Below are 22,440 nucleotides of genomic sequence, written 5' to 3'. Positions count from 1 at the left end.
CCTTCATCTCATGGAAGCCCTGCTTGCCCCGCTCGTCGCCGGCCTCATTGCGGTCATGTCCGCCGGGGGGCTGGCGGGCGTCGCGATTTTGATGGGGCTGGAGTCGGCCTGCCTGCCGCTGCCCTCCGAGATCATCATGCCCTTTGCCGGCTATGTCGCCTCACAGGGGCAATACAGTCTCCTCGCAGCGGCGCTGGCCGGGGCGATCGGCTGCAATCTCGGCTCGCATCTGGCCTATGAAGTCGGCGCGCGCGGCGGGCGGCCTTTCGTGGAGCGGCTGATCGCGCGGGCGCGCTGGGGCGCCAAGGAACTCGCGCTGTCGGATCGCTTCTTCGCGCGCTACGGCTCGCTCGCCATCTTCATCGGCCGCCTTCTGCCCGTGGTGCGCACCTTCCTGTCGCTGCCCGCCGGCATCGCGCGCATGAACCTCTGGCACTTCCACCTCTACACGTTCACCGGCTCCTTCCTGTGGTGCTACGCGCTGGCCTGGCTCGGCGCGAGCCTCGGCGAGCACTGGAACGACACGCCCTGGGTCAAGACGGCCTTCCATGTCGCGGACGCGCTGGTGATCCTCGCCGTGCTGGCGAGCGCCATCTGGTTCTGGCGCAGCCGTCGCCGCAGCCGGGCCTGACGGATCGGGCGCGGCGGCCCTTAGAACCGGGGACAAAACCCTTCGGGTCGGCCGACCGCGTCTTGTTCCCGTCGGACATCGTTGCCGGTGCTCGCCCATGCGCTGCATGGACTGCGCCCGGTGCCTCACCGGCAGAAACAATTCCTCGATCGCCCTCCACCGGAGGGTTCTGTCTCCGGCTCTGAGCCTCGGCCCGGCCGCCCTGCCCTCGCCTTCAGCTTCTCGTGCCGAAAATGGCCGAGCCGACGCGCACGCTGGTCGCGCCGAAGGGAATGGCCCGCTCGAAATCGCCGGACATGCCCATGGAGAGCTTCTCCACACCCGCCTCGCCCGCGATCTTCTGAAGCAGCGCGAAATAGGGGCCGGGATGTTCCTCGGCAGGCGGGATGCACATGAGGCCCTCGATCTCCAGCCCATGCGCCTCGCGGCAACGGCGAACGAAATCCACGGCCTCGCGTGGCGGAATGCCGGCCTTCTGAGGCTCCTCGCCGATATTGACCTGCACATAAAGGCGCAGCGCCCGGCCCTGCTTCTTCGTTTCCTTGGCGATCTCGGCGGCGATCTTCTCGCGGTCCACCGTCTCGATCACGTCGAACAAGGCCACCGCCTCGGCCGTCTTGTTGGACTGGAGAGGGCCGATCAGATGCAGTTCCAGATTGGGGAAGCTTTCGCGCAGGAGAGGCCACTTGCCCTGCGCCTCCTGCACCCGGTTCTCGCCGAAGACGCGCTGCCCGGCCTCGATCACCGGACGGATCTCCTCGGCCTCGAAAGTCTTGGACACCGCGACGAGCTGAGTGCTGCCGGCGGCGCGCCCGGCCTCGGCTTCAGCGGCGCGGATGCGGGCCTTGATGGAGTGAAGGCGGTCGACGGCGGTCTCGCTCATGGCATTCCTTGAAGAAAAGGCCGGTTTGGACTAGATTTCGGAGTGGGTACCGGAGCTTCAACTCCGGTACCCGTCGCCTAGATGAGTATCCGGATCCGGAGGACAGCCTGCCAGCCTCTCCGGGTCCGTTTCATCTCAAGCGTGATGCTCAGTGGTATCAGCCACATTGCTCATCACTCCGAAAGAAGACAAAGCCGATGCCACGGCTGCGGGGGCTCATCCTCCGCAGCGGCGCGGGCTGGCGTCGCGCGTCTGCTTCTGCCTTCTTCGTCGCGCCTTATGCGGCCTGTTTGGCGGCTTGTGAAGAGCGGCCGGCGCGCTTGTCGCGAGCGGCATAAGGCAATATTGACGGATACGTCCGTCGTATCCGACGGCTCAATCCGTCGCTATCCGTTGGCGACTCCGCCCGCATCATCCGCACGAGACCGCTCCCGCAATGGCCATCGAACGCTACAATCCCCGCGCCGCAGAACCCCGTTGGCAGGAGCGCTGGGCTTCCGAAAAGCTTTTCGAGACCGACACCGACGCGCCGGGCGAGAAATACTATGTCCTGGAAATGTTCCCCTATCCGTCGGGGCGCATCCATATGGGCCATGTGCGGAACTACGCGATGGGCGATGTGGTCGCCCGCTACAAGCGCGCCAAGGGCTTCAACGTCCTGCACCCGATGGGCTGGGACGCCTTCGGCATGCCCGCAGAGAATGCCGCGATGCAGAACAAGGTCCACCCCGCCAAGTGGACCTACGAGAACATCGCGACCATGCGCGGGCAGCTCAAAAGCATGGGCCTGTCGCTCGACTGGTCGCGTGAATTCGCGACCTGCGACGTCGAATATTACCAGCGCCAGCAGATGCTGTTTCTCGACCTGCTCGAGAAGGGCCTTGCCTATCGCCGCAAGTCCAAGGTCAACTGGGACCCGGTCGACAACACCGTGCTCGCCAACGAGCAGGTGATCGACGGGCGCGGCTGGCGCTCGGGCGCGCTGGTGGAGCAGCGCGAGCTGACGCAATGGTTCTTCCGCATCACCGATTATGCCGACGATCTCCTGGCCGCGCTGGATCACCTGCCCGGCTGGCCCGAAAAAGTGCGCACCATGCAGCGCAACTGGATCGGCAAGTCGGAAGGTCTGCTCGTGCGCTGGGCGCTGGCGGAGGGCTCCGCCAAGCCGGAGCTGAACGAGGTCGAGGTCTTCACCACGCGGCCCGACACGCTGTTCGGCGCAAGCTTCCTCGCGGTCGCGGCCGACCATCCGCTCGCCAAGGCCGCCGCGGAGACCAACCCGGAACTGGCCGCCTTCATCGAGGACGTGAAGCGCGGCGGCACCTCGGCCGCCGAGATCGAGACGGCCGAAAAGCGCGGGTTCGACACGGGCCTGCGCGTCACCCATCCGTTCGACCCCGAATGGGTGCTGCCGGTCTATGTCGCCAATTTCGTGCTCATGGAATACGGCACGGGCGCGATCTTCGGCTGCCCCGCGCATGATCAGCGCGACTTGGACTTCGCGCGCAAGTACGGCCTGCCGGTGAACCCCGTCGTCCTGCCCGAAGGCACGGACGCGGCGAGCTTCGCGGTCGAGACCACGGCCTATGACGGCGATGGCCGCTTGTTCCATTCGCGCTTCCTCGACGGGATGACGCCGGCGGAAGGCTTTGCCGAAGTCGCCAAGCGTCTGGAAGGCGCGACGCTGAACGGCCGCCCGCAGGCCGAGCGCAAGGTGAATTTCCGCCTGCGCGACTGGGGCGTGTCGCGCCAGCGCTACTGGGGCTGTCCGATCCCGGTTCTCCATTGCGAGAGCTGCGGCGTGGTGCCCGAGAAGCGCGAGAACCTGCCTGTTCGCCTGCCCGATGACATCGACTTCGACAAGCCCGGCAATCCGCTCGACCGCCATCCGACCTGGCGTCAGAACACCTGCCCGCATTGCGGCGGCCCGGCCCTGCGCGAGACGGACACGATGGACACGTTCGTGGACTCGTCCTGGTATTTCGCGCGCTTCACGAGCCCACGCGCCGACGAGCCGACCATGCCGGAGACCGCCAATGCCTGGCTGCCGGTCGATCAATATATCGGCGGCATCGAGCACGCGATCCTGCATCTTCTCTACTCGCGCTTCTTCACGCGGGCGATGCGCGCCACCGGCCATGTCGGCATGGACGAGCCCTTCAAGGGCCTGTTCACGCAGGGCATGGTGGTGCACGAGACCTATCGCGCCATGGGAGATGGAGCTCGGGAATGGGTGCCGCCCTCCGATGTCCTGATCGAGGAAGTGGACGGCCAGCGCCGCGCCAAGCGCCTGTCCACCGGGGCCGAGATCGAGATCGGCTCGATCGAGAAGATGTCGAAGTCCAAGAAGAACGTCGTGGACCCCGACGACATCATCGCCTCGCTCGGCGCGGACACCGCGCGCTGGTTCATGCTCTCCGACTCGCCGCCTGAGCGCGACGTGATCTGGACGGAAGCGGGCGCGGAAGGCGCGCATCGCTTCGTGCAGCGCGTCTGGCGCCTCGTGGCCGAAACGGCCGAGCATCTGGCTTCTCCCGCGGACTTTGTCCCGGCCGAGCCGAGCGACGCCGCCAAGCTCGTACGCCGCGCCGCTCATCGCACGGCAGCGGGTGTTGGCGGCGACATCGAGCGTCTTGCTTTCAACAAAGGCGTGGCGCGCCTTTATGATCTGGTCAACACGCTGTCCTCGGCCTTCACGCCGGACGCGCTGAAGGGTGACGCCAGCTTGGGTGGGGCAGCGCGCGAAAGCCTCTCCATCCTTGTGCGCCTTCTAGCCCCGATGATGCCGCATCTGGCGGAAGAATGCTGGGCGGCCTTGGGTCAAGGTGGCCTGTGCGCCGCGCAGGGCTGGCCCCAAGTCGACCCCGCGCTGTTGGTGGACGACGAGATCGTCCTGCCCGTGCAGATCAATGGCAAGAAGCGCGGCGACATCACCGTCTCCGCCAAGGCCGACAAGGGTGAGATCGAGGCCGCCACGCTGGCGCTCGACTTCATCAAGGAAGCCCTTGGGGGCGCGGCTCCCAAGCGCGTCGTCGTGGTTCCCGGAAGGATCGTGAATGTCGTCGTCTAGGCTCCGCCCCGCCCTTCGCCTCCTGCCGCTGGCCGCCGCCGCGCTCCTCGTCGCGGGCTGCACCTCCGGGCCGCTCTATGGCGCCAAGGGCATCGACCCGGCGACGGGCGCGCGCTCCAGCGCCCTCGTCGCGCTCAAGGGCCGCGTGTCCATGCCCACGGCCCAGACGCGCACATCGCAGGTCTTCCGCAACGCCATGCTCTACGCCCTGAACGGCGCGGAACCGGCCCGCGCTCCGCTCTACGACCTGCGCTACACCGTGACCTCCACGGATCAGGTGTCCTCGCTGGAAGCGGGCACCGGCGCGCCCTCGGCCAGCCTTTATCGCATGACGGTCGACTTCGACCTCGTGCGCCTGTCGGACGGGCGCTCGCTTGTGAAGGGCCAGCGCTTCGCCCTCGTGCCCTATGACCGCACGCAGCAGCTCTTTGCCGCCGAGCGCGCGGTGATCGACGCGCGCGATCAGGCGGGCAAGGCGGTGGCCGAGCGCGTCCTGACGGTCGTCGCCCCCGCGCTCCAGCGCGAGGCCGCAAGCCCCGCGCCCGCCGCCACGCCGGCCAAGTAACGCCGGGGCCGGGGCTATGGCGCAGAAGAAGGCGGGCGAGGTCGAGGCGTTTCTGTCGCGCCCCGACACGTCCTTTCCCGTCGTGCTTCTGTATGGCCCCGATCCCGGCCTCGTGTCGGAGCGCGCCGCCACCGTCGCCAGGCTCAGCGGCGCCGATCTCGCCGATCCGTTCAGCACGGTGACGCTGAATGCCGACGAGCTGGAGCGCGACATCGGCCGCCTGTTCGACGAGGCGCGCACCCTGTCGCTTTTCGGCGGGCGGCGGCTGATCCGCGTGCGCGGCGCGGGCAATGGCAAGAACCTTGCCGACGCCGTGGCCGATCTCGCCGCCGATCCGCCGCCCGGCGCGACCATCGTGATCGAGGCGGGCGATCTCAAGAAGACCGCCGCCCTGCGCCAGCAGGTGGAGCGCGGCCGCGCCGCCATGGCGCTGCCCTGCTATCAGGACGAGGCGCGCGCCCTCGACAAGATGATCGACGAGGAACTGAGCGCGGCGAACCTGACGATCGACCGTCACGCCCGCGAGGCCCTGCGCGAGCGGCTGGGGGCCAATCGCCTGGCATCCCGCGGCGAGGTGCAGAAGCTTTGCCTTTACGCGCTCGGCAAGGGTCAGATCACCGAAGACGACGTCGAGACCATCGTCGGCGACGTGTCGGCCGACACGGTGGACGAGACGATCGACGCCGCCGCGTCCGGCGAGGTGAAGAAGCTGCCCGAACTGATCGAGCGCTTGCTGGCGTCTGGCACCGCGACCTTCCAGCTTCATTCCGCGCTCCTGCGCCATTTCCAGGGGTTGCAGATCATGCGGTCCGAGGTGGAGGAGGGGGGCGCGACGGTGGCGTCCGCCGTGGAGCGCCGCCGCCCGCATTTTCGTCGCAAGCCCGCCTTCGAGGCCGCGCTCGGTGCCTGGACGGGCGAGGCCATCGCTCGCACGCTCCAGCGCATCGAGGCCGACATTCTCCTTTCGCGCCGCGAGAGCGCCTTGGCCGTCACCATCATGCGCCGGACGCTCACCGACATCAGCGTGGAAGCGGCTCGGCTGCGCACGCGCGGGCGGCGCTAGAAAGCCCATGCGGCCGAGTGGCAGGTGCTGCACCATCAGGCCGAAGATCAGGCGTAGCCAACGGGGAGGGGAGCGATCGTGATGCGACAGGGACGGTTCACCCGAATGGAAAGCATGTTGATGGTGCTCGCCGTCACGCTTCCTCTTCAGGCTTCGCCGACGCACGCGCTCGACTGCGAGGGAGCAGACGACCAAACCAGCCTCAACTTCTGCGCCGGGCGGGCCTATAGCGAGGCCGACAGCCAACTCAACGACCTTTATCGCGACCTGAAAAACCGTTTGAAGGGCGATCCGAACCGGCTGGGACATCTTGTCAGCGCACAGCGCGCCTGGATCGGCTTTCGCGATCTGGAATGCGAGTTCGCCATCTCGGCGCTTCACGGCGCAAGCGCTCAGCCCATGGCGAAAGCCGACTGTCTCCGCTCGCAGACCGAGCAGCGCATCAACGCTCTGAACGCCTATGCCCATTGCGAGGAGGGTGATCTCAGCTGCCCCGTTCCGCCGCCTAGCGAGCAATCGAATTAGCCGGCTTATTCTGGAGCGCCCGAATGGCGAAATGGCCGAGTCTTCCGCAATTGCGAAGCTTTCTCGCCGTGGTGGAAACCGGCAACCTGTCGCTGGCCGCTCGCCGCCTTCATCTGACCCAGCCCGCCGTGTCCCAGCAATTGCAGGAGCTGGAGCGCATTCTGGACGTGCGGTTGCTGGACCGCGCAGCGGGTAGGGCGCAGCCGACACCGGCGGGCGAGGCACTTCTGGAACCCGCGCGCCGCGCGCTGGCCGCGATGGAAGACGCGGTGGAAACTGTGTCGCGCTATAGCGGCGAGGAAACCGGACGGCTTCGCATCGGCACCGGTGCGACAGCCTGCGCCTTTCTTCTCCCATCCGTGCTGGCGAATGTGAAACGCGACATGCCGGGGCTGGAGATCAGCGTCAGCATCGGCAACACAGTGGACATTTTGCCCCGGATCGAAGCTGGGGAGATCGATGTCGGTCTCGTCACCCTGCCGGTCCCGGTTAGCCGCTCGCTGGATACCACGCTTCTGATGCGTGAGCCGCTTCTGGCCCTGTTTCCAGCCAGCGACGTCCTACCCGACCGGGCGACGCCGCAGGCCATGGCTGCCGAGCCCTTGATCCTCTACGAGTCCGGTGGCCACACGCGTGGCGGGCTCGATCGCTGGTTCGACGCCGCTGGCCTCACAGCCCATCCCATCATGGAACTCGGCAGCGTCGAGACGATCAAGCGGATGGTGGCGGGCGGGCTTGGCACGTCGATTCTGCCGGGGCTGGCCTTGGGGGAGCCGATCGCCGGTACGATCTCCCGCCCGCTCGACCCGCCTCTCTGGCGCGAACTCGGCCTCACCTTGCGCGCCAACAAGATTCGCGACCGGGGGCTGCGTCTGTTCCTGCGCGAACTCGAAGAGGCCGTGCGTCACGAGACGACGATCGATGGCGCTGTCGTGCCAGGCCGCGTCACCAACCCGACAAGGGGGCGACAGTCGAGGTCGTGACGTAGTGGACAGAGCCGGGAAAGCCTTTGGATCGTCCTGTCGAACTTGGCGCCAAGGCGAGATGCTCGGTCACACATTGAGGCTTCAGCGCGGCTGGTCGAGGAACAATTCGCTGAAATCAGCGGGTGGAGCATGCGCACGATCCAGCGCATCGAGAATGGCCGCTCCGCCAGCCGTGAAACCATGAAGGCTCTCGCTGCCACCTTCGAGGTCGATCTCCCGCAACTTGTGGGAGATCCATGACATACCCATTCCCCTTCCGCAGCAAAGCCATCCCGACGAGGCCCTCGCCGTGGCGAAGGTTCGCCGCACCAAGCGCTTCTACATCCAGCTGGGGCTTGATGTGACAATCATGGCCGGGCTGACGCTTCTCAACCTTCTGACCACGCCTCACAGCCTACGGGTCCAGCGGCCCGCTTTGGCCTGGGGCGTGGCTTTGGCCGTCAGCGGGCTGAGCACGTTTGATCGGCTGCCCTTCTTCACTCCCGCCTGGAAGCGCCGGCAGGTCGAGAAATAACTCGGCGGACGGCTGTGATCCGGCCCCGGCCCAAACCAACAATGGGAGCGGGCGAAACCCGCTCCTTGAGGGCAGTGGGCTACAGGCTGCGAATGCGCGGCTCGGCGCTTTCCGCCGACACGCGCGTCTGGAGCAGGCGGCAGAGGTGATCGAGCTGGTCGAGATGGCGGAAGTCGAGGCGCAGCGAGCCGCCTTCGCCGCGAAGCTCGATGGCGACGGGCAGGCCGAGCGTGTCCGACAGGAGCTTTTCCAGCGCCTGCGTGTCGCTTTCGCGCACTTCGGCGACGGAAGGCGGGGCAGGGGGCGTACGGCGCTTCTGCGCGGAGCCGCGCGGGGGAGCGGGTTCGGGCAGCGGCTCGCCGCGCGCCAGCGTTTCAGCCTCGCGCACGCTGAGACCCCCGTCCACGATCTGACGCGCGAAGGCTTCCGGGTCGTCCTGCGAGACGGCCGTGCGCGCCGCGCCCGCCGACAATTCGCCCTTGGCCACCATCTCCTTCACGCTGTCGGGCAGCTTCAGAAGGCGCAGCGTGTTGGCGACATGGCTGCGGCTCTTGCCCAGGATGTCGGCCAGATCGGACTGCGTGTACTCGTGCTCGTCGATGAGCATCTGATAGCCCATCGCCTCTTCGATCGGGTCAAGATCGGCGCGCTGGACGTTTTCGATAATGGCGATTTCCAGCGACTCGCGGTCGCTGATCTCGCGCACGACGACGGGCACCTGTTTGAGGCCCGCTTCTTGCGCCGCGCGCCAACGCCTCTCGCCGGCCACGATCTCGAACGCGCCGCTGGCAGTCTTGCGCACCAGAATGGGCTGAACGACGCCGTGCTGGCGGATCGACGCCGTCAGTTCGGCCAGATCCGTCTCGTCGAAATGCCGGCGCGGATTGCGCGGATTGGGCGAAAGCTCGCTCACCGCCAGCTTGCGCTCGCCCGGCTCCTCGACGCGCGCGGCGCCGGGCAGCGGGAAAGGCGTGGCGGCGCGGGAGGGAACGGCGGAGGAGGCCGAGCCGCCGATCAACGAGGCGAGGCCCCGGCCCAGACGCTGGCGTCCCTTGTCTTCGCTCATTCTCATCGCTCCTTGCGGATCGGTCCGCTTCTGCTCTTGGCGGGCCGCGCCCGCATCCTGTTCATTTCGGGGGCAAAACGACCATCCGCCCGAACTCTCACTCGTCAGGCGGCCGCCAATTGCCGCTCTCGCTGGATCACCTCGGAGGCCAAGCGGATATAGGCTTGGCTGCCGGGGCATTTCATATCGTAGAGAATGGCCGGCTTGCCGAAGCTCGGCGCTTCCGACACGCGCACATTGCGCGGGATGATCGTCTCATAGACATGGTCGCCCATGAAGGAGCGGACATCCCGCACAACCTGGCTCGCCAGATTGTTGCGCCCGTCATACATGGTCAGGACGATGCCGTGCAGCGACAGGGCCGGGTTCAGCGTGTCGCGCACCTGCTCCACCGTTTCCAGAAGCTGGCTGAGGCCTTCCAGCGCGAAGAATTCGCACTGAAGCGGCACGAGGATCGCATCCGCCGCCGCCATGGCGTTGACCGTCAGAAGGTTCAGCGAGGGCGGGCAGTCCACCAGCACAAGGTCGAAAAGCGGCGTTTCCTCGGCGTGGAAGTGCAGCGCATCGCGCAGCCGATAGGCGCGGCTGGTCGAACCCGATATTTCCATCTCGACGCCCAGCAAATCCAGCGTCGAGGGAATGATCGAGAGATCGGGCACGGCGGTCGCCATGGCGGCCTGCGTGATCGAGGCGCTTTCCACCAGCACGTCGTAGGAGGAGACGGCGCGATCGTCCCGGTCGACGCCGAGCCCGGTGGAGGCATTGCCTTGCGGGTCGAGATCGATCAGCAGCGTGCGCTTGCCGATGGCGGCGAGCGCGGTCGCCAGATTGATCGCCGTCGTGGTTTTGCCGACGCCGCCCTTCTGGTTGGCGATGGTGATCACGCGCATGCGCGAAACAGGGAGCGTATCCATACCGTCTCGTTCCTGTAGGCCTGCTTTCGCAAGCCCAAAGCTAGGGGAGCGGCGCCGCCTTGCGGGCGGCGCATCCGACACCTTCTGAAGGGCGAAGCTCAGGCTCCCGCCAGAGCCTCGAGCCGTCGGATTTCCAGCATCACCGAGCCATCCTCGATCTCTGAGCTATGCTTTACCATGTCGAAGCGCCAATGGGCAGAAGCCGCCGCGATTTCCTCATCATGGTTCCGCCCCTTGGGGAACCAGCACTTGGCATCTGGCTTCAAATGCGGGGCGACGAGGGCACAGAGTTCGTCCAGCGACGCGAGGGCGCGCGCGCTGACAGCCTCGGCCCCGCCAATGATCTCCCCGCAATCCTCGATCCGCTCGACATGAACTTCGGCGGGCAGGCTCAGTTCGCGGATGACGGTGCGCAGGAAAGCCGCCTTCTTGGCATTGCTCTCCACCAAATGCATTTCGGCCCCCTCGCGCCCGCAGAGCGTGATGGCGAGGACGAGGCCGGGAAAGCCCGCACCGGAGCCGAGATCGACCCAGCGCGTGGCGTTGCGGGCCAGATGCGACAGCCAGAGCCCGTCTTCCAGATGCCGGGTCCAGATTTCGGGAATCGTGGAGGGCGAAATCAGATTGATGCGCGTTTGCCATGTGCGGAGAAGTTCAACATAGGCGTCGAGCTTTTCCACTGTTTCACGTGAAACACCGTGGCGCGACAGAACGAGCGAGCGTTCCTCGGCGAGCTTCGCGTCGGTCGCCGCCCGTCCCATCCGCGGACGGGAAGCGGGACGGGCAACCGCCGTGCGGGCGAAGGGGCGGATGGAGCGTTCAGGCTGCTTGCGCACGGTCGAACTTTCTGAGGGCCACGAGAATGATGGCGAGAGCGGCGGGGGTCATACCGTCGATCCGTTCCGCTTCCGCAACGGTTGCCGGACGGCGCTCGCGCAGCTTGTGGCGAATTTCGTTGGAGAGGCCCTTGAGCGTGTCGAAATAGAGGTCGGCAGGGATGCTCCGCTCTTCCTCGCGCTTCAACCTGATCTGGTCGCGCCGCTGGCGCTCCAGATAGACGTCATAGGCCGCTTCGATCTCGATGCGCTCGCGCACCGTACCCTGAATGGACGCCAGCTCTGGCCAGATGGGGATCAGCATGTCGAGGGTCGTGTCGGTGTTGGACAGGAGCGTCCAGGCCGAGCGCGTGCGCCCGTCCTGATTGACGGCAAGGCCCTTGCGAGCCGCCTCGGCCGTAGTGATCGTGGCGCCTTCCAGAAGCCTGCGCGCTTCCCCCAGCGCCGCCTCGCTCTTGGAAAAGACCTTGGCGCGCCGGGCATCCACCAGACCCCATTCGAGGCCGAGCGGGGTCAGGCGGCGGTCGGCATTGTCGGCCCGCAGCGACAGGCGGAACTCGGCCCGGCTGGTGAACATGCGATAGGGCTCGGTGACGCCCGTGCGGGTGAGATCGTCCACCATCACACCAAGATAGGCGTCGCCCCGTCCGATCACGACCGGCTCGGCTCCGCTGGCGCGCCGCGCCGCGTTAAGCCCAGCCAAGAGCCCCTGCGCGCCCGCTTCCTCGTAGCCCGTCGTGCCGTTGATCTGCCCGGCGAGGAACAGGCCAGGCACCTTTGAGACTTCGAGCGAGCGCGTCAGCTCGCGCGGGTCCACATGGTCATATTCGATGGCGTAGCCGGCTTTCAGAATGCGCACCTGTGCCAGACCGGGAAGCGAGCGCAGGAAGGCTTCCTGCACATCCTCCGGCAGCGAGGTGGAGAGACCGTTCGGATAGACCGTGTCGTCGTCCAACCCTTCGGGCTCCAGAAACACCTGATGGCCGTCGCGGTCCCCGAACTTGACGATCTTGTCCTCGATCGAGGGGCAATAGCGCGGGCCGACGCCTTCGATCTCGCCGCCATAGAGCGCGGAGCGATGGAGGTTCTCGCGGATGATGCGATGCGTCTCATCGGTCGTGCGGGTGATGCCGCAGTCGATCTGCGGATTGGCGATCCGCGTCGTCAGATAGGAAAAGGCGTAGGGCTCCTCGTCGGGACCCTGTTTGTCCAGGCTCGCCCAGTCGATCGTGCGCCCGTCGAGCCGCGCGGGCGTGCCCGTCTTCAAGCGGCCGAGCCGAAGCCCGAGCCGCGCCAGCGTGGCGGACAAGCCGAGCGAAGGCTTCTCGCCGACGCGGCCTGCCGGAATCTTGACCGAGCCGATATGGATGAGCCCGTTGAGAAACGTGCCCGTGGTGATCACCACCGCGCCGCAGCGGATGCGCCGGCCATCCTCCAGGATGACGGCCTCGACGCGGTTGCCTTCGCCGAAGCTCAGGTCGAACGCATCGCCCTCGACGATCTTCAGCCCGGCCTGCGCGCGGACCATGTCCTGCACGGCGGCCTTGTAGAGCTTGCGGTCGGCCTGCGTGCGCGGCCCGCGCACGGCGGGGCCCTTGCGCCGGTTGAGAAGGCGGAACTGGATGCCGCCGCTATCGGCCGCCTCGCCCATGATGCCGCCCAGCGCATCGATCTCGCGCACGAGATGGCCCTTGCCGATGCCGCCGATGGCCGGGTTGCAGCTCATGGCGCCGACCGTGGCGAAGCTATGGGTCAGGAGCACCGTGCGCGCGCCGGCGCGAGCGGAGGCCGCGGCGGCCTCGACGCCTGCATGGCCACCGCCGATCACCACGACGTCGGCAGAAAACTCGCTCAAATTCTGGGTCATGGGTTTGTTAAGCCCCGAGCCGGGTCCGCTGTCAACGGAAGGCGAGACGTGGGCAGGAATTGACCTGCCGTCGCGCTGGCTCTCGCGTTACGATCCGGCCTGTTTCAACACGATCGGCTCGGGCCTTCCATGCATGAAATCAGCTTGACCGAACCCTGGAACACGGAGCGCTTTCTACGCTGGCAGAAAAGCGAAGAGGCGCTTCATGAACTCGTGGGCGGATTTCCCCTGAAATTGCCGAAGGGCGTGACGCGTCGGCAGGATCGGATGGTGGTGGACCTGATCGGCTGGCTCAGCTCGGCCCTGCGGGGAACGCCGTTCTCACCCTTCACGCGGCGCTTCGGCATGGAAACGAGGCCCGGTCAGATACGCCGCCCTGCGGTCGGTGTCGATGGAGGCGCTGGCAACCATCCCGAGGCTCTGGTTGCCAGCGCCCCTATCGCAGTCTTCGAGTTCCTGTGCGATCCGCTCCATGACTTCGATCGGCTGCGCAAGATCGCAGATTACAAGCGAGCCCCTTTCCTGAGGCACATCGTGTTTCTGTGCGAAGACCGACCTCTGGCATTCCATGGGTCTAGGCTCGCGGGGGCTGGCTGGGACGATGAGAGGGTCGAGGGGATGGACGCCTCCATTCCCCTCGCCGCTCTTGGGATCAGCCTTCCGCTTCGCGCGCTTTACGAGGCCGCGTTGGCCTGATCGGACGCCGGGCGCGGCGGGGCGCGCAGGCGGCTCATGGTGAAGGCGTCCACCAATACGCCGTCGCGCAGGATCGACTGGCGCTCGCGCCCTTCGATCTCGAAGCCGCTCAGCTCATAGAGGCGGATGGCGCGGGCATTGTCGACATTCACCGAGAGTTCCAGCCGCGTCAGGCCCAGCCAATTGTCGGCGAGGTCCAGAATGGTCTCCATCAGCCGCCGCCCGATGCCGCGCCCCGTATGAGCGTCGTGGACGCCCATGCCAATCCCGCCGACATGGGCTCGTCGTCCGGTCCAGCGCATGAGATGGATCGTGCCGACCAGTTCACCGTCCAAAAGCGCGACGAGAAGCGTCATGTTCGGCCCGCCTTCGAACAAACGCTTGCGCGCGCTTTCCTCGCTCTCGAAGGGAAGGCGCAGCGTGCCGTGCCGGTAGCCCGGCAGGTTCATGAGCGCGGTGAGGCCGGTGAGGTCTCGCGGCTCGGCGGCGCGGATCGTCAGGTCCATTCTCACTGTCTGCTCCTTATTTCCCGATGCAGAATTCCGAAAAGATGAGGCCGAGAAGGTCTTCCACCCCGACGCGTCCCGTCAAGGCACCGAGCCGGTCGGACGCCTCGCGCAGGGTCTCGGCGGCAATCTCGGGCGGCAGCGCCGCGTCGTAAGCTGAGAGGCGCTCGGCGCATTGGCGCAGAAGATCACGGTGGCGCGCGCGCGCCGGCAAAAGCGCGGCCGGATCGCCCGCCGCCTCGCGGGCGAAGGCGGCGATGCGGCGCGTCAGTTCGTCCAGTCCTTTGCCGGTGCGCGCAGAGAGCGAGAGATCGGAGTTAGCCGGCAAAGTCGAAGGAAGATCGGCTTTGGTCGCCACGCGTAACACCGGCGTGCTCCCGGCTTCGATCACCGTCTCCTCGGGCGCGGCGGGGTCGATCAGATGCAGCACGAGATCGGCCGCGTCGATGCGCGCGCGCGCGCGGGACACCCCGATCGCCTCGATCTCGTCTTCCGTTTCGCGCAGGCCCGCCGTGTCGGACAGAAGGATCGGCAGCCCTTCCATATCGAGCCTCGTTTCGATCACGTCCCGCGTCGTGCCGGGAATGGCGGAGACGATGGCGACCTCGCGCGCGGCGAGCGCGTTGAGAAGGCTGGACTTGCCGGCATTGGGTGCGCCGGCGATCGCGACGCGGAACCCATCGCGAAGGATTTCGGCCCGGTGCGCGCCGGCCAGATGCTCCTCGATCTCGGCTCCGAGGTTGGCCACCGCTTCGCTCGTGCCGGCGGACACGCTCTCATCGACATCGCCTTCGTCGGAAAAGTCGAACGAGGCTTCCAGCAGCGCGCGGATGCGCGAGAGCTGGCGCATCCAGCGCTCATAAAGCGCACGCGCCTCGCCACCCGCCTGGGCCATGGCTTGGAGGCGCTGCCCTTCCGTTTCGGCCGCCAGAAGATCGGCCAGCCCTTCGGCTTCCGTCAGGTCGATCCGCCCATGGGTGAAGGCGCGGCGGGTGAATTCGCCGGCTTCCGCCAGACGCAGGCCGGGCAGGGCAAGGAGCGCGCTGGTCAGCGCCGCCACAACGGCCCGCCCACCATGGAGATGGAACTCGGCCAGATCCTCACCGGTCGCACTGGCGGGACCGGGAAAGAACAGGACGAGCGCGCGGTCGATCTCCGTTCCGTCGCCCGCGCGCAGGCGGCGCAGGCTGGCGCGGCGCGGCTCGGGCAGACCACCTGCCAGCGCTTCCAGCGCGTCAGCCGCTGCCGGCCCGCTGACGCGGACCACGGCAATGCCCGCCGGCAGCGAGCCGGAGGAAAGAGCGAGGATCGTGTCGTCGGGCACAGAAGCGGTCATGGCGTTCCCAGCAATGGTGGCGCTCGACCCTTCGCCGGGGCCCAGCGCGGGCCGCATCGACCCTCGTTTCGTTGGCACATTCGGCACGGGCCGCGTCAAGCGCCAAATCGGTTTGCGAGGCTCGGGCCGGCGGAAGGGTCGCGAGCGGGCGGCCATTTCCCGAACTCCGATAGATCAAGATATATCTTTTTCGCTTGCGTGAGCCGTGAACTGAATGTATCTAAAGATATATCTTAATCCACCGGAGATCAGAAAATGAGACAGGAATACGAAACACGCTGCCGTCACGGCCACCACCATGGCGGCGGGCTGGGGGCTTTGTTCGCCATGGGTCGCAACCCGTTCGGACGGGGCGGGGGTCGGGGCCACCGGCATGGTGGCCCTGGCGGCGGCATGGGAGATGGCGAGGGCGACGGGCGGATCGGCCGCTTTCTGCTGCAGGGCGATCTTCGCCTTCTCGTGCTGGCGCTGATCGAGAAGGAGCCGCGCCATGGCTACGAGATCATTCGCCATGTCGAGGAGATGACGCAGGGCTTCTACGCCCCGTCGCCCGGCATCGTCTATCCGACGCTCAGCTATCTCGAAGAAGCCGGCTATATCCTCTCCGAAAGCGAAGGCAACAAGAAGCGCTATGCCGTCACCGACGAGGGCCGCGCCTATCTCGCCAGCCACCGCGAAACGGCGGACGGCATTCTGGGTCGACTGACCGAGTTGGCCGAGCGCCTGAAGCAGCGGCGCGAGCACCATGCCTCACGCGGCGAGAAGCACGGGCCGGAGCTGCCCCGCAGCGTCGAGGCCGCGCTTCTGAACCTGCGCGAGGTCGCGGCCCGTGCGCTGACAGCGGACGAGAAGCGCTCCAGCGAGATCACCCGGCTTCTTCTGCAAGTGGCCGACGATCTGGAGCGCGGATCAGGCGGCTCGGCCAACGTCTGAGACGGCACCACTCTCGCGCCCCGCCGAGGAGGCGGGGAGGGCGAAGACGCTTTTTCAAGATGATGTCTCAAGGCCGCCGGGTCCGCTCGGCGGCCCTTTGCGTTTATGGGTGCCCTCGTCGCATCGGGTCCGTGTGCCACTGAGAGCGTCTCGCAAAAGCTTGGCATAGCGAATGGTCGATGGTGTTGCGCTCGGGGGCGAGGAGTCAAACGCAGTCGATGCGAGGGCGCATCGTCGAGCCTTCGCGACGGTCCTTGCGGACGGGCGAGCCGCGTGGCTCACTCTAGGAACCCCGGCGAAAAGCTCCGGCGAGTGGACCCGGCGAGGTCTTGTGAGGCCTTCCCATGGATGCCACACCCGATGCCTCGCTTGGAGCGGCTCGTCGGCAGATACTGGCCACGCGAACGAAGGTCGGCGGCGATGGCACGGCCTCTTGCCTGGCGGCTTCGGAGCGGCTTCAAAGGGCGCATCCAGCGGAGACGCCCCATGCCCGTCACGATCTATCACAACCCCGCCTGCGGCACCTCGCGAAACGTTCTCGCCATGATCCGGCAATCGGGCGAGACGCCGGAGATGATCGAGTATCTGAAAACGCCGCCGTCGCGCGAGCGCCTGGCCGAACTCTTGGAGCTCATGGAGATCGGCCCCCGCGCCTTGCTGCGCGAAAAGGGTACGCCCTTCGCCGAGCTGGGTCTCGGCGATCCCGCGCTGTCCGACGAGGCTTTGATCGATGCGATGCTGGCTCATCCCATCCTCATCAATCGCCCGATCGTGGTGACGCAAAAAGGCGCGAAGCTCTGCCGGCCTTCGGAAGAGGTGCTGGACTTGCTGGAGCATCCCTTGAGCGCCTTCACCAAGGAAGACGGGACTGTGGTGTCCCGCGCCTGACGCTCAGCCGCGCACGCCGATGACGCGCGCGTCGGTGGCGGCCTTCAGATCGTTCGGCGTCGTCTCGAACACATGGAAGGGCGTGCCGGCGGCGGCCCAGATCGCGTCGAAGGCCAGCAAATCCTCGTCCATGAAGACAGGGAGCGGCGAGGTCGCGCCGAGCGGCGCGACGCCGCCGATGGCGAATCCTGTGTGCTCGCGCACGAAATCGGCGTCCGGCCGCTCCAAGGCCTCGCCGATCGCGCCGGCCACCGCCGTCTGATCGACCCGGTTGGTGCCCGACACGAGCAGGAGATAGGCCTGTCCCGTCACTGCGCCCCGGAACACCAGACTTTTGACGATCTGCCCGACCTCGGCCGAGACGGCCTTCGCCGCTTCCTCGGCGGTGCGGGCGATCACCTCGGTCTTCACCACGCGAAAGGGCAGCGCCTTGGCGAGCGCGGCGATCTCGACCCGGCGCACGGCATCGGGCAGGTCGGCAAGGTCGGTCATGTCTGTCTCCCGCAAAGGCGTCGGCTTCTTCCATAAAGTCCGCGTCGGGCGGGCGGCAAGGCGGACGGGCCCATGAAAAAGGCCGCCGGCGCATCGCACCGGCGGCCTTTCGAGCCTTCACGTCCGAGAACGCCGACGCGCTCCCGGAAAGGCTTACGTGTTCATGGAGTCGAAGAAATCGGCATTGCTCTTCGTCTGCTTGAGCTTGTCGATGAGGAATTCCATCGCGTCCGTCGTGCCCATGGGCGAGAGAATGCGGCGGAGCACGAAAATCTTCTGCAGGTCCTGGCGCGGCACGAGGAGGTCTTCCTTGCGCGTGCCGGACTTGAGAATGTCCATGGCCGGGAAGATGCGCTTGTCCGCCACCTTGCGGTCCAGGACGATTTCCGAGTTGCCGGTGCCCTTGAACTCTTCGAAGATGACTTCGTCCATGCGCGAGCCGGTGTCGATCAGCGCGGTCGCGATGATGGTCAGCGAGCCGCCTTCCTCGATATTGCGCGCCGCGCCGAAGAAGCGCTTGGGCCGCTGGAGGGCGTTGGCGTCCACACCGCCCGTCAGCACCTTGCCCGACGACGGAACCACCGTGTTGTAGGCGCGGCCGAGACGGGTGATGGAGTCGAGAAGGATCACGACATCGCGCCCATGCTCGACCAGACGCTTGGCCTTTTCGATCACCATTTCGGCGACCTGAACGTGACGGCTCGCCGGTTCGTCGAAGGTGGAGGAGACGACCTCGCCCTTCACCGAGCGCTGCATGTCGGTGACTTCCTCGGGCCGCTCGTCGATGAGCAGCACGATGAGGTAGCACTCGGGATGGTTGGCCGTGATCGAATGGGCGATGTTCTGGAGTAGAACGGTCTTACCCGTGCGCGGCGGGGCGACGATCAGCGCGCGCTGGCCCTTGCCGAGCGGGGCGACGAGATCGATGACCCGGGCGGAGATGTCCTTCTTCGTCGGGTCGGGATTTTCCATCTTGAACCGCTCGTTGGGGTAGAGCGGGGTCAGATTGTCGAAATGGCTCTTGTGCTTGATCTTCTCGGGGTCGTCGAAATTGATCGTCGTGACCTTGAGAAGCGCGAAATAGCGCTCGCCGTCCTTCGGCCCCCGGATCGTCCCTTCCACCGTGTCGCCCGTCTTCAAGGAGAAGCGGCGCAGCTGCGAGGGAGAGATGTAGATGTCGTCGGGGCCGGGCAGGTAGTTCGCGTCGGGCGAGCGCAGGAAGCCGAAACCGTCCTGCAGCACTTCCACGACGCCTTCGCCGATGATCTCGATCTCCTGCGCGGCGAGGCGCTTGAGAATGGCGAAGAGCAGTTCCTGCTTGCGCAGGGTGGACGCGCTTTCGACCTCGTTCTCTTCGGCGAAGGCGACGAGTTCGGCGGGCGTCTTGTCTTTCAGATCCTGGAGTTTGATCTCAGGCATGGGCGGGCTCCACCCCATCGGCCGGGCCTTGCAAGCCGTCTGCCATGGGGACAGTCATCAGGGGAGGATACTCGGGCCGGGATGATACGAATGCGTATGGTTCGGCGTCGAATGGGCGGGGCGCAGCTATGCAGCCGCACCGCGCCGTAAGGCGGGATACGGCAAAGCTTATAGCCATTCCGTCGCAGCTTCGCAAGATGGCCCGAACGAGGCCAGGAACGAAACAGGCGGGCCTCCCCCAGGGAAGACCCGCCTGCTTTTCACTAATGCTGACGATCAGGAAATCGATTTAGAAGAACAGGAAGATCACGCCGGCCAGCGCGAAGCCGATCAGGCCGATCAGGGTTTCCAGCACTGTCCAGGTCTTGAACGTGGTCTTCACGTCCATCTCGAAGAAGCGGCCGACCAGCCAGAAGCCGGAATCGTTGACATGGCTGAGGACGACCGAGCCGGACGCCAGCGCCAGAACCGTGGCGCAAAGCTGCACCTCGGAATAGCCTGCCGCCGCCACCGCCGGCTGCACGAGGCCCGCCGCCGTGATGAGGGCCACCGTCGCCGAGCCCTGCGCCACGCGCAGCGCGGCGGCGATCACGAAGCCGGCGACGAAGATCGGCATGCCCAATCCGTCCAGCGTGGTGGCGAGCGCATCGCCGATGCCGCTGGCACGCAGGATGCCACCGAACATGCCGCCTGCGCCGGTGATCAGCGTGATGGCGCAGATGGGTCCGAGCGAGGAGTCCAGAATGCCTTCCACCATCTTGGCCGTGCGACCGCGCCGGATGCCGAGCACATAGCTCGCCACCAGAACCGCGATGAGCAACGCGACGGGCGTTGCGCCGAAAGCGCGGCCGATCTGATACCAGGTGGCGTTCGGATCGACCCAGCCCTGCGCGCGGGAGAAGTCGAGGCCGGTGTTCACGAAGATGATGGCGAGCGGCAGGAGAAGGATGCCGATCACCGTGGAGGGCTTGGGCGGGTTCGGGTCCTGCTCCACCTGCTTGCCGCCCGACAGGATGTCGGGCACGGGCAGGACGATGCGCTTGCCGATGAACGAGCCGAAGATCTGGCCGCCGATCAGCCAGGCCGGAATGGCGACGAGAATGCCGAGCAGGATCAGAAGCCCGACATCGGCCTTCAGAAGCTCGGAGGCCGCGACCGGGCCGGGATGGGGCGGCACGAAGACATGCATGGCCGAGAAGGCCGCCGCCACCGGAATGCCGTAGAGGAGGAGCCCGCCGCCGAGCCGGCGCGCGACCGTGAAGACGATGGGCAGCATGACCACGAGCCCGGCGTCGAAGAAGATCGGAAAGCCGAACAGCAGCGAGGCGAAGCCGAGAGCGAAGGGCGCGCGCTTCTCGCCGAAGCGATGGATCAGCGCGTCCGCCAGCGACTGCGCGCCGCCCGAGACTTCCAGAAGCCGGCCCAGCATGGCGCCGAAGCCGATCAAGAGTGCGACGCCGCCGAGCGTCTGCCCGAAGGCTTCGGTGAGCACCGGCACGATCTTGGCCGGTGGAATGCCGGCGACGAGGCCGGTCACGAGGCTGACCATGGTCAGCGCCAGAAAGGCATGGATGCGGAACTGGATGATGAGAAGCAGGAGAAGCAGAACCGCAACCGCCGCGATGACGAGAAGCGGCCCGGTCCCCCAGACATGGGCGAGCGCCGTGGAATTCATTTCTATGCACCTGTGGGGCGGGGAGGGGGCGCCGCCCCGCGTGGGGCGGGCGCGGAGGATCGGCGCGTCAGAGCGCGCGCAGCATCTCGGGGCGCAGGAGTTCGAGCTGGCGCAGGGCCTCGCTCACGACCCCGTCCGGGTCCTGTTCGACGGAAACCTTGATCCCGTCCTCGTCGGCTTCCAGCGGCTCGAAATCGGCATATTGCGAGGCGAGGAGGGACGGGGGCATGTAATGGCCCTTGCGCAGAGCGAGCCGGTCCCCGATCACACCCTCGGGCGCATCGAGTTCCACGAAGCGCACCCGCGCCTCGGCCCCGCGCAGAATGTCGCGATAGCGCCGCTTCAGCGCCGAGCAGGTGATGACGGTGCTTTCGCCCATCCCCGCCTCGTCCGAAATCCAGTCCCGGATCGAGGCGAGCCAGGGGGCGCGGTCCTCGTCGTTCAGGGGGATGCCGGCGGACATCTTGTCGATATTGGCCTTCGGGTGGAACTCGTCCGCCTCGGCGAACTTCCAGCCCAGACGCTGCGACAGAAGCTTGGCCGTGGTGGTCTTGCCCGTCCCCGAAGGCCCCATCACGACGAGGCACAGGGCGGGTTTGGAAGCGTTCGAGGGCACGGGCTTTCTCCGGAGCACGAGATGAGAAGGCGGACATAGGATCGTCCGCTCCATCGGTGCTAAATCACTCCCGGGCCGAGAAAAGCAAGTTGAACGTGTGGCCGGATGCTGGCGCGCCGGGGTTTGGGACCTGGGCCGGGCGCACGTCGCAAAGCGTTGTCGCATCGGATGGGGAAGCGCTTGCCCAGGCCGAGCCCGGGCTCAAGGCGCTGCGACGAAGCGTGTCGCGGCTGATCCCCTGACCCGCGTCCGCGGCCCGCCGTAAGGGCGGGCCGATGGCGATCCTTCGATCAGAAGGGCTTGACGATCACCAGAATGACGATGGCGATGAGGAGCAGCGTCGGCACCTCGTTCATGAGGCGCCAGTGGCGGCTGGTCTTGGTCATCTCGTCCCGCTCCAGCTTCTTGCGCGCGGCCGAGAAATAGCCGTGCAGCCCGCTCATCAGAACCACCAGCGTGAGTTTGGCGTGCAGCCAGCCGCCCTGGAAGTGATAGACCTCGATCGCCAGCCAAAGGCCGGACACCCAAGTCACCACCATGGCGGGGTTGACGATGGCGCGCATCAGGCGGCGCTCCATCACCTTGAAGGTCTCGGCTTGGGGGCTGCCGACGCCCGCCTCGGTGTGGTAGACGAACAGGCGCGGCAGGTAGAACATGCCGACCATCCACGAGATGACGGCGACCACGTGCAGGGCCTTGACCCAGAGCATGGCGTCCACCGGCACGATTGCGAAGAGCAGCGCGGCCAGAACGGCCCCCACCCCCAGCGATACGAGAACCGAGCGATCTTTCGCAGGCGCGGCTGTGGCCATGATGCGTCTCCCTTCGCCAGCCGAAGCGGGATCGCCTCGGCATCGGACCATGGGGATCGAAGCCTGACGGACCGGATGCGCCGCCCTGAGCTCCAAGCCGATCCCAGGTCCGGCTTTCGAACGGCTCTAATCGAGAACCACGCCGCG

At 66.6% G+C, this 22,440-nt stretch carries 23 protein-coding genes; 11 read left to right on the top strand and 12 right to left on the bottom strand.

Features of this window, described 5'->3' with window-relative positions; genetic code table 11:
- The first annotated feature begins 10 nt into the window (after positions 1-10).
- Entirely contained in the window at positions 11-631 is a 621-nt protein-coding gene (locus AUL28_RS00740) for a DedA family protein (protein WP_062230245.1), read from the top strand.
- Between the two features lie 214 nt (positions 632-845).
- Here AUL28_RS00740 and AUL28_RS00735 read toward each other — a convergent pair whose 3' ends face one another.
- Positions 846-1,514: a YggS family pyridoxal phosphate-dependent enzyme gene (locus AUL28_RS00735; RefSeq protein ID WP_062230244.1), complete on the bottom strand. Its 669-nt coding sequence runs from the start codon at positions 1,512-1,514 to the stop codon at positions 846-848.
- 436 nt (positions 1,515-1,950) lie between these two features.
- Here AUL28_RS00735 and leuS point away from each other — a divergent pair, with 436 nt between their 5' ends.
- The 7 genes from leuS to AUL28_RS23135 all read left to right on the top strand — a co-directional run bounded on the left by leuS (position 1,951) and on the right by AUL28_RS23135 (position 8,237).
- Positions 1,951-4,584, top strand: a complete 2,634-nt coding sequence (gene leuS, locus AUL28_RS00730; RefSeq protein ID WP_062230242.1) for a leucine--tRNA ligase — start codon at positions 1,951-1,953, stop codon at positions 4,582-4,584.
- Complete coding sequence (locus AUL28_RS00725; RefSeq protein WP_062230240.1) at positions 4,571-5,149, top strand: hypothetical protein; 579 nt, start codon at positions 4,571-4,573, stop codon at positions 5,147-5,149. The genes leuS and AUL28_RS00725 overlap by 14 nt, the downstream gene beginning before the upstream one ends.
- Positions 5,150-5,165: 16 nt before the next feature.
- Positions 5,166-6,212 (top strand): DNA polymerase III subunit delta, encoded by a 1,047-nt coding sequence (holA, locus tag AUL28_RS00720; RefSeq protein WP_062219838.1) that lies wholly within the window; start codon positions 5,166-5,168, stop codon positions 6,210-6,212.
- Between the two features lie 105 nt (positions 6,213-6,317).
- Positions 6,318-6,737 carry a lysozyme inhibitor LprI family protein gene (locus tag AUL28_RS00715; RefSeq protein ID WP_244493366.1) on the top strand — a complete coding sequence of 140 codons (420 nt, stop codon included), beginning with the start codon at positions 6,318-6,320 and terminating at the stop codon, positions 6,735-6,737.
- Positions 6,738-6,760: 23 nt separating this feature from the next.
- Positions 6,761-7,720: a LysR family transcriptional regulator gene (locus tag AUL28_RS00710; protein ID WP_082640143.1), complete on the top strand. Its 960-nt coding sequence runs from the start codon at positions 6,761-6,763 to the stop codon at positions 7,718-7,720.
- 132 nt (positions 7,721-7,852) lie between these two features.
- Complete coding sequence (locus AUL28_RS23140) at positions 7,853-7,963, top strand: helix-turn-helix domain-containing protein (RefSeq protein ID WP_202814871.1); 111 nt, start codon at positions 7,853-7,855, stop codon at positions 7,961-7,963.
- 49 nt (positions 7,964-8,012) lie between these two features.
- A complete protein-coding gene (locus tag AUL28_RS23135; RefSeq protein ID WP_202814870.1) occupies positions 8,013-8,237 on the top strand; it encodes a 2TM domain-containing protein in 225 nt (74 codons plus the stop codon).
- A gap of 79 nt (positions 8,238-8,316) precedes the next feature.
- Here AUL28_RS23135 and AUL28_RS00700 read toward each other — a convergent pair whose 3' ends face one another.
- From AUL28_RS00700 to mnmG, 4 genes are all read right to left on the bottom strand, one after another.
- Complete coding sequence (locus AUL28_RS00700; RefSeq protein WP_058602201.1) at positions 8,317-9,303, bottom strand: ParB/RepB/Spo0J family partition protein; 987 nt, start codon at positions 9,301-9,303, stop codon at positions 8,317-8,319.
- Positions 9,304-9,407: 104 nt separating this feature from the next.
- Complete coding sequence (locus AUL28_RS00695; protein WP_058602202.1) at positions 9,408-10,217, bottom strand: ParA family protein; 810 nt, start codon at positions 10,215-10,217, stop codon at positions 9,408-9,410.
- A 98-nt stretch (positions 10,218-10,315) separates the two neighbouring features.
- Positions 10,316-11,053 (bottom strand): 16S rRNA (guanine(527)-N(7))-methyltransferase RsmG, encoded by a 738-nt coding sequence (gene rsmG, locus AUL28_RS00690; RefSeq protein WP_062219834.1) that lies wholly within the window; start codon positions 11,051-11,053, stop codon positions 10,316-10,318.
- Positions 11,037-12,920: a tRNA uridine-5-carboxymethylaminomethyl(34) synthesis enzyme MnmG gene (mnmG, locus tag AUL28_RS00685; RefSeq protein ID WP_062230238.1), complete on the bottom strand. Its 1,884-nt coding sequence runs from the start codon at positions 12,918-12,920 to the stop codon at positions 11,037-11,039. Before mnmG ends, rsmG begins: the two co-directional genes overlap by 17 nt.
- Before the next feature lie 144 nt (positions 12,921-13,064).
- Here mnmG and AUL28_RS00680 point away from each other — a divergent pair, with 144 nt between their 5' ends.
- A complete protein-coding gene (locus AUL28_RS00680; RefSeq protein ID WP_156419845.1) occupies positions 13,065-13,616 on the top strand; it encodes a hypothetical protein in 552 nt (183 codons plus the stop codon).
- On the opposite strand, the gene AUL28_RS00675 is transcribed toward AUL28_RS00680, so the two are convergent.
- Both AUL28_RS00675 and mnmE read right to left on the bottom strand, forming a co-directional pair.
- On the bottom strand, positions 13,595-14,122 hold the full coding sequence (locus AUL28_RS00675; RefSeq protein ID WP_062230234.1) for a GNAT family N-acetyltransferase: 528 nt from the start codon (positions 14,120-14,122) through the stop codon (positions 13,595-13,597). The two genes, AUL28_RS00680 and AUL28_RS00675, sit on opposite strands and share 22 nt — an antisense overlap.
- Before the next feature lie 16 nt (positions 14,123-14,138).
- The gene (mnmE, locus tag AUL28_RS00670; RefSeq protein WP_062230322.1) at positions 14,139-15,458 is read right to left on the bottom strand and encodes a tRNA uridine-5-carboxymethylaminomethyl(34) synthesis GTPase MnmE; all 1,320 of its coding nucleotides are present in this window, start codon (positions 15,456-15,458) and stop codon (positions 14,139-14,141) included.
- A 255-nt stretch (positions 15,459-15,713) separates the two neighbouring features.
- Between mnmE and AUL28_RS00665 the strand changes: the two genes are divergently transcribed.
- Both AUL28_RS00665 and arsC read left to right on the top strand, forming a co-directional pair.
- Positions 15,714-16,391: a PadR family transcriptional regulator gene (locus AUL28_RS00665; protein WP_244493365.1), complete on the top strand. Its 678-nt coding sequence runs from the start codon at positions 15,714-15,716 to the stop codon at positions 16,389-16,391.
- Positions 16,392-16,877: 486 nt separating this feature from the next.
- Positions 16,878-17,279, top strand: coding sequence for an arsenate reductase (glutaredoxin) (gene arsC, locus AUL28_RS00660; RefSeq protein ID WP_062230231.1), 402 nt, complete (start codon positions 16,878-16,880; stop codon positions 17,277-17,279).
- Between the two features lie 3 nt (positions 17,280-17,282).
- Here the strand turns inward: arsC and AUL28_RS00655 are convergent, their stop codons facing one another.
- The 5 genes from AUL28_RS00655 to hemJ all read right to left on the bottom strand — a co-directional run bounded on the left by AUL28_RS00655 (position 17,283) and on the right by hemJ (position 22,293).
- Positions 17,283-17,771 carry a YbaK/EbsC family protein gene (locus AUL28_RS00655; RefSeq protein WP_062230229.1) on the bottom strand — a complete coding sequence of 163 codons (489 nt, stop codon included), beginning with the start codon at positions 17,769-17,771 and terminating at the stop codon, positions 17,283-17,285.
- Between the two features lie 153 nt (positions 17,772-17,924).
- Positions 17,925-19,190 (bottom strand): transcription termination factor Rho, encoded by a 1,266-nt coding sequence (gene rho / locus AUL28_RS00650; RefSeq protein ID WP_019994620.1) that lies wholly within the window; start codon positions 19,188-19,190, stop codon positions 17,925-17,927.
- A 289-nt stretch (positions 19,191-19,479) separates the two neighbouring features.
- The gene (locus AUL28_RS00645; RefSeq protein ID WP_058602209.1) at positions 19,480-20,865 is read right to left on the bottom strand and encodes a GntP family permease; all 1,386 of its coding nucleotides are present in this window, start codon (positions 20,863-20,865) and stop codon (positions 19,480-19,482) included.
- 67 nt (positions 20,866-20,932) lie between these two features.
- A complete protein-coding gene (locus AUL28_RS00640; protein ID WP_306302744.1) occupies positions 20,933-21,481 on the bottom strand; it encodes a gluconokinase in 549 nt (182 codons plus the stop codon).
- A 290-nt stretch (positions 21,482-21,771) separates the two neighbouring features.
- A complete protein-coding gene (gene hemJ / locus AUL28_RS00635) occupies positions 21,772-22,293 on the bottom strand; it encodes a protoporphyrinogen oxidase HemJ (protein ID WP_062230225.1) in 522 nt (173 codons plus the stop codon).
- Positions 22,294-22,440 lie beyond the last annotated feature (147 nt).

This window comes from Aureimonas sp. N4 (assembly GCF_001463925.1).
Taxonomy (GTDB): Bacteria; Pseudomonadota; Alphaproteobacteria; order Rhizobiales; family Rhizobiaceae; genus Aureimonas; species Aureimonas ureilytica_A.
This window is presented reverse-complemented; position numbering and strand designations above follow the sequence as displayed.

Bases quoted from the DNA above. Each gene is read 5' to 3' on its own strand.
- AUL28_RS00665 (WP_244493365.1), top strand. From the start codon at position 15,714: ATGAGACAGGAATACGAAACACGCTGCCGTCACGGCCACCACCATGGC.
- AUL28_RS00645 (WP_058602209.1), bottom strand. From the start codon at position 20,865: ATGAATTCCACGGCGCTCGCCCATGTCTGGGGGACCGGGCCGCTTCTC.
- hemJ (WP_062230225.1), bottom strand. From the start codon at position 22,293: ATGGCCACAGCCGCGCCTGCGAAAGATCGCTCGGTTCTCGTATCGCTG.
- holA (WP_062219838.1), top strand. From the start codon at position 5,166: ATGGCGCAGAAGAAGGCGGGCGAGGTCGAGGCGTTTCTGTCGCGCCCC.
- AUL28_RS00735 (WP_062230244.1), bottom strand. From the start codon at position 1,514: ATGAGCGAGACCGCCGTCGACCGCCTTCACTCCATCAAGGCCCGCATC.
- arsC (WP_062230231.1), top strand. From the start codon at position 16,878: ATGCCCGTCACGATCTATCACAACCCCGCCTGCGGCACCTCGCGAAAC.
- mnmG (WP_062230238.1), bottom strand. From the start codon at position 12,920: ATGACCCAGAATTTGAGCGAGTTTTCTGCCGACGTCGTGGTGATCGGC.
- rho (WP_019994620.1), bottom strand. From the start codon at position 19,190: ATGCCTGAGATCAAACTCCAGGATCTGAAAGACAAGACGCCCGCCGAA.
- AUL28_RS23140 (WP_202814871.1), top strand. From the start codon at position 7,853: ATGCGCACGATCCAGCGCATCGAGAATGGCCGCTCCGCCAGCCGTGAA.
- AUL28_RS00710 (WP_082640143.1), top strand. From the start codon at position 6,761: ATGGCGAAATGGCCGAGTCTTCCGCAATTGCGAAGCTTTCTCGCCGTG.
- AUL28_RS00700 (WP_058602201.1), bottom strand. From the start codon at position 9,303: ATGAGCGAAGACAAGGGACGCCAGCGTCTGGGCCGGGGCCTCGCCTCG.
- AUL28_RS00725 (WP_062230240.1), top strand. From the start codon at position 4,571: ATGTCGTCGTCTAGGCTCCGCCCCGCCCTTCGCCTCCTGCCGCTGGCC.
- AUL28_RS00715 (WP_244493366.1), top strand. From the start codon at position 6,318: ATGGAAAGCATGTTGATGGTGCTCGCCGTCACGCTTCCTCTTCAGGCT.
- leuS (WP_062230242.1), top strand. From the start codon at position 1,951: ATGGCCATCGAACGCTACAATCCCCGCGCCGCAGAACCCCGTTGGCAG.
- AUL28_RS00655 (WP_062230229.1), bottom strand. From the start codon at position 17,771: ATGACCGACCTTGCCGACCTGCCCGATGCCGTGCGCCGGGTCGAGATC.
- AUL28_RS00740 (WP_062230245.1), top strand. From the start codon at position 11: ATGGAAGCCCTGCTTGCCCCGCTCGTCGCCGGCCTCATTGCGGTCATG.
- mnmE (WP_062230322.1), bottom strand. From the start codon at position 15,458: ATGACCGCTTCTGTGCCCGACGACACGATCCTCGCTCTTTCCTCCGGC.
- AUL28_RS00695 (WP_058602202.1), bottom strand. From the start codon at position 10,217: ATGGATACGCTCCCTGTTTCGCGCATGCGCGTGATCACCATCGCCAAC.
- AUL28_RS00675 (WP_062230234.1), bottom strand. From the start codon at position 14,122: ATGGACCTGACGATCCGCGCCGCCGAGCCGCGAGACCTCACCGGCCTC.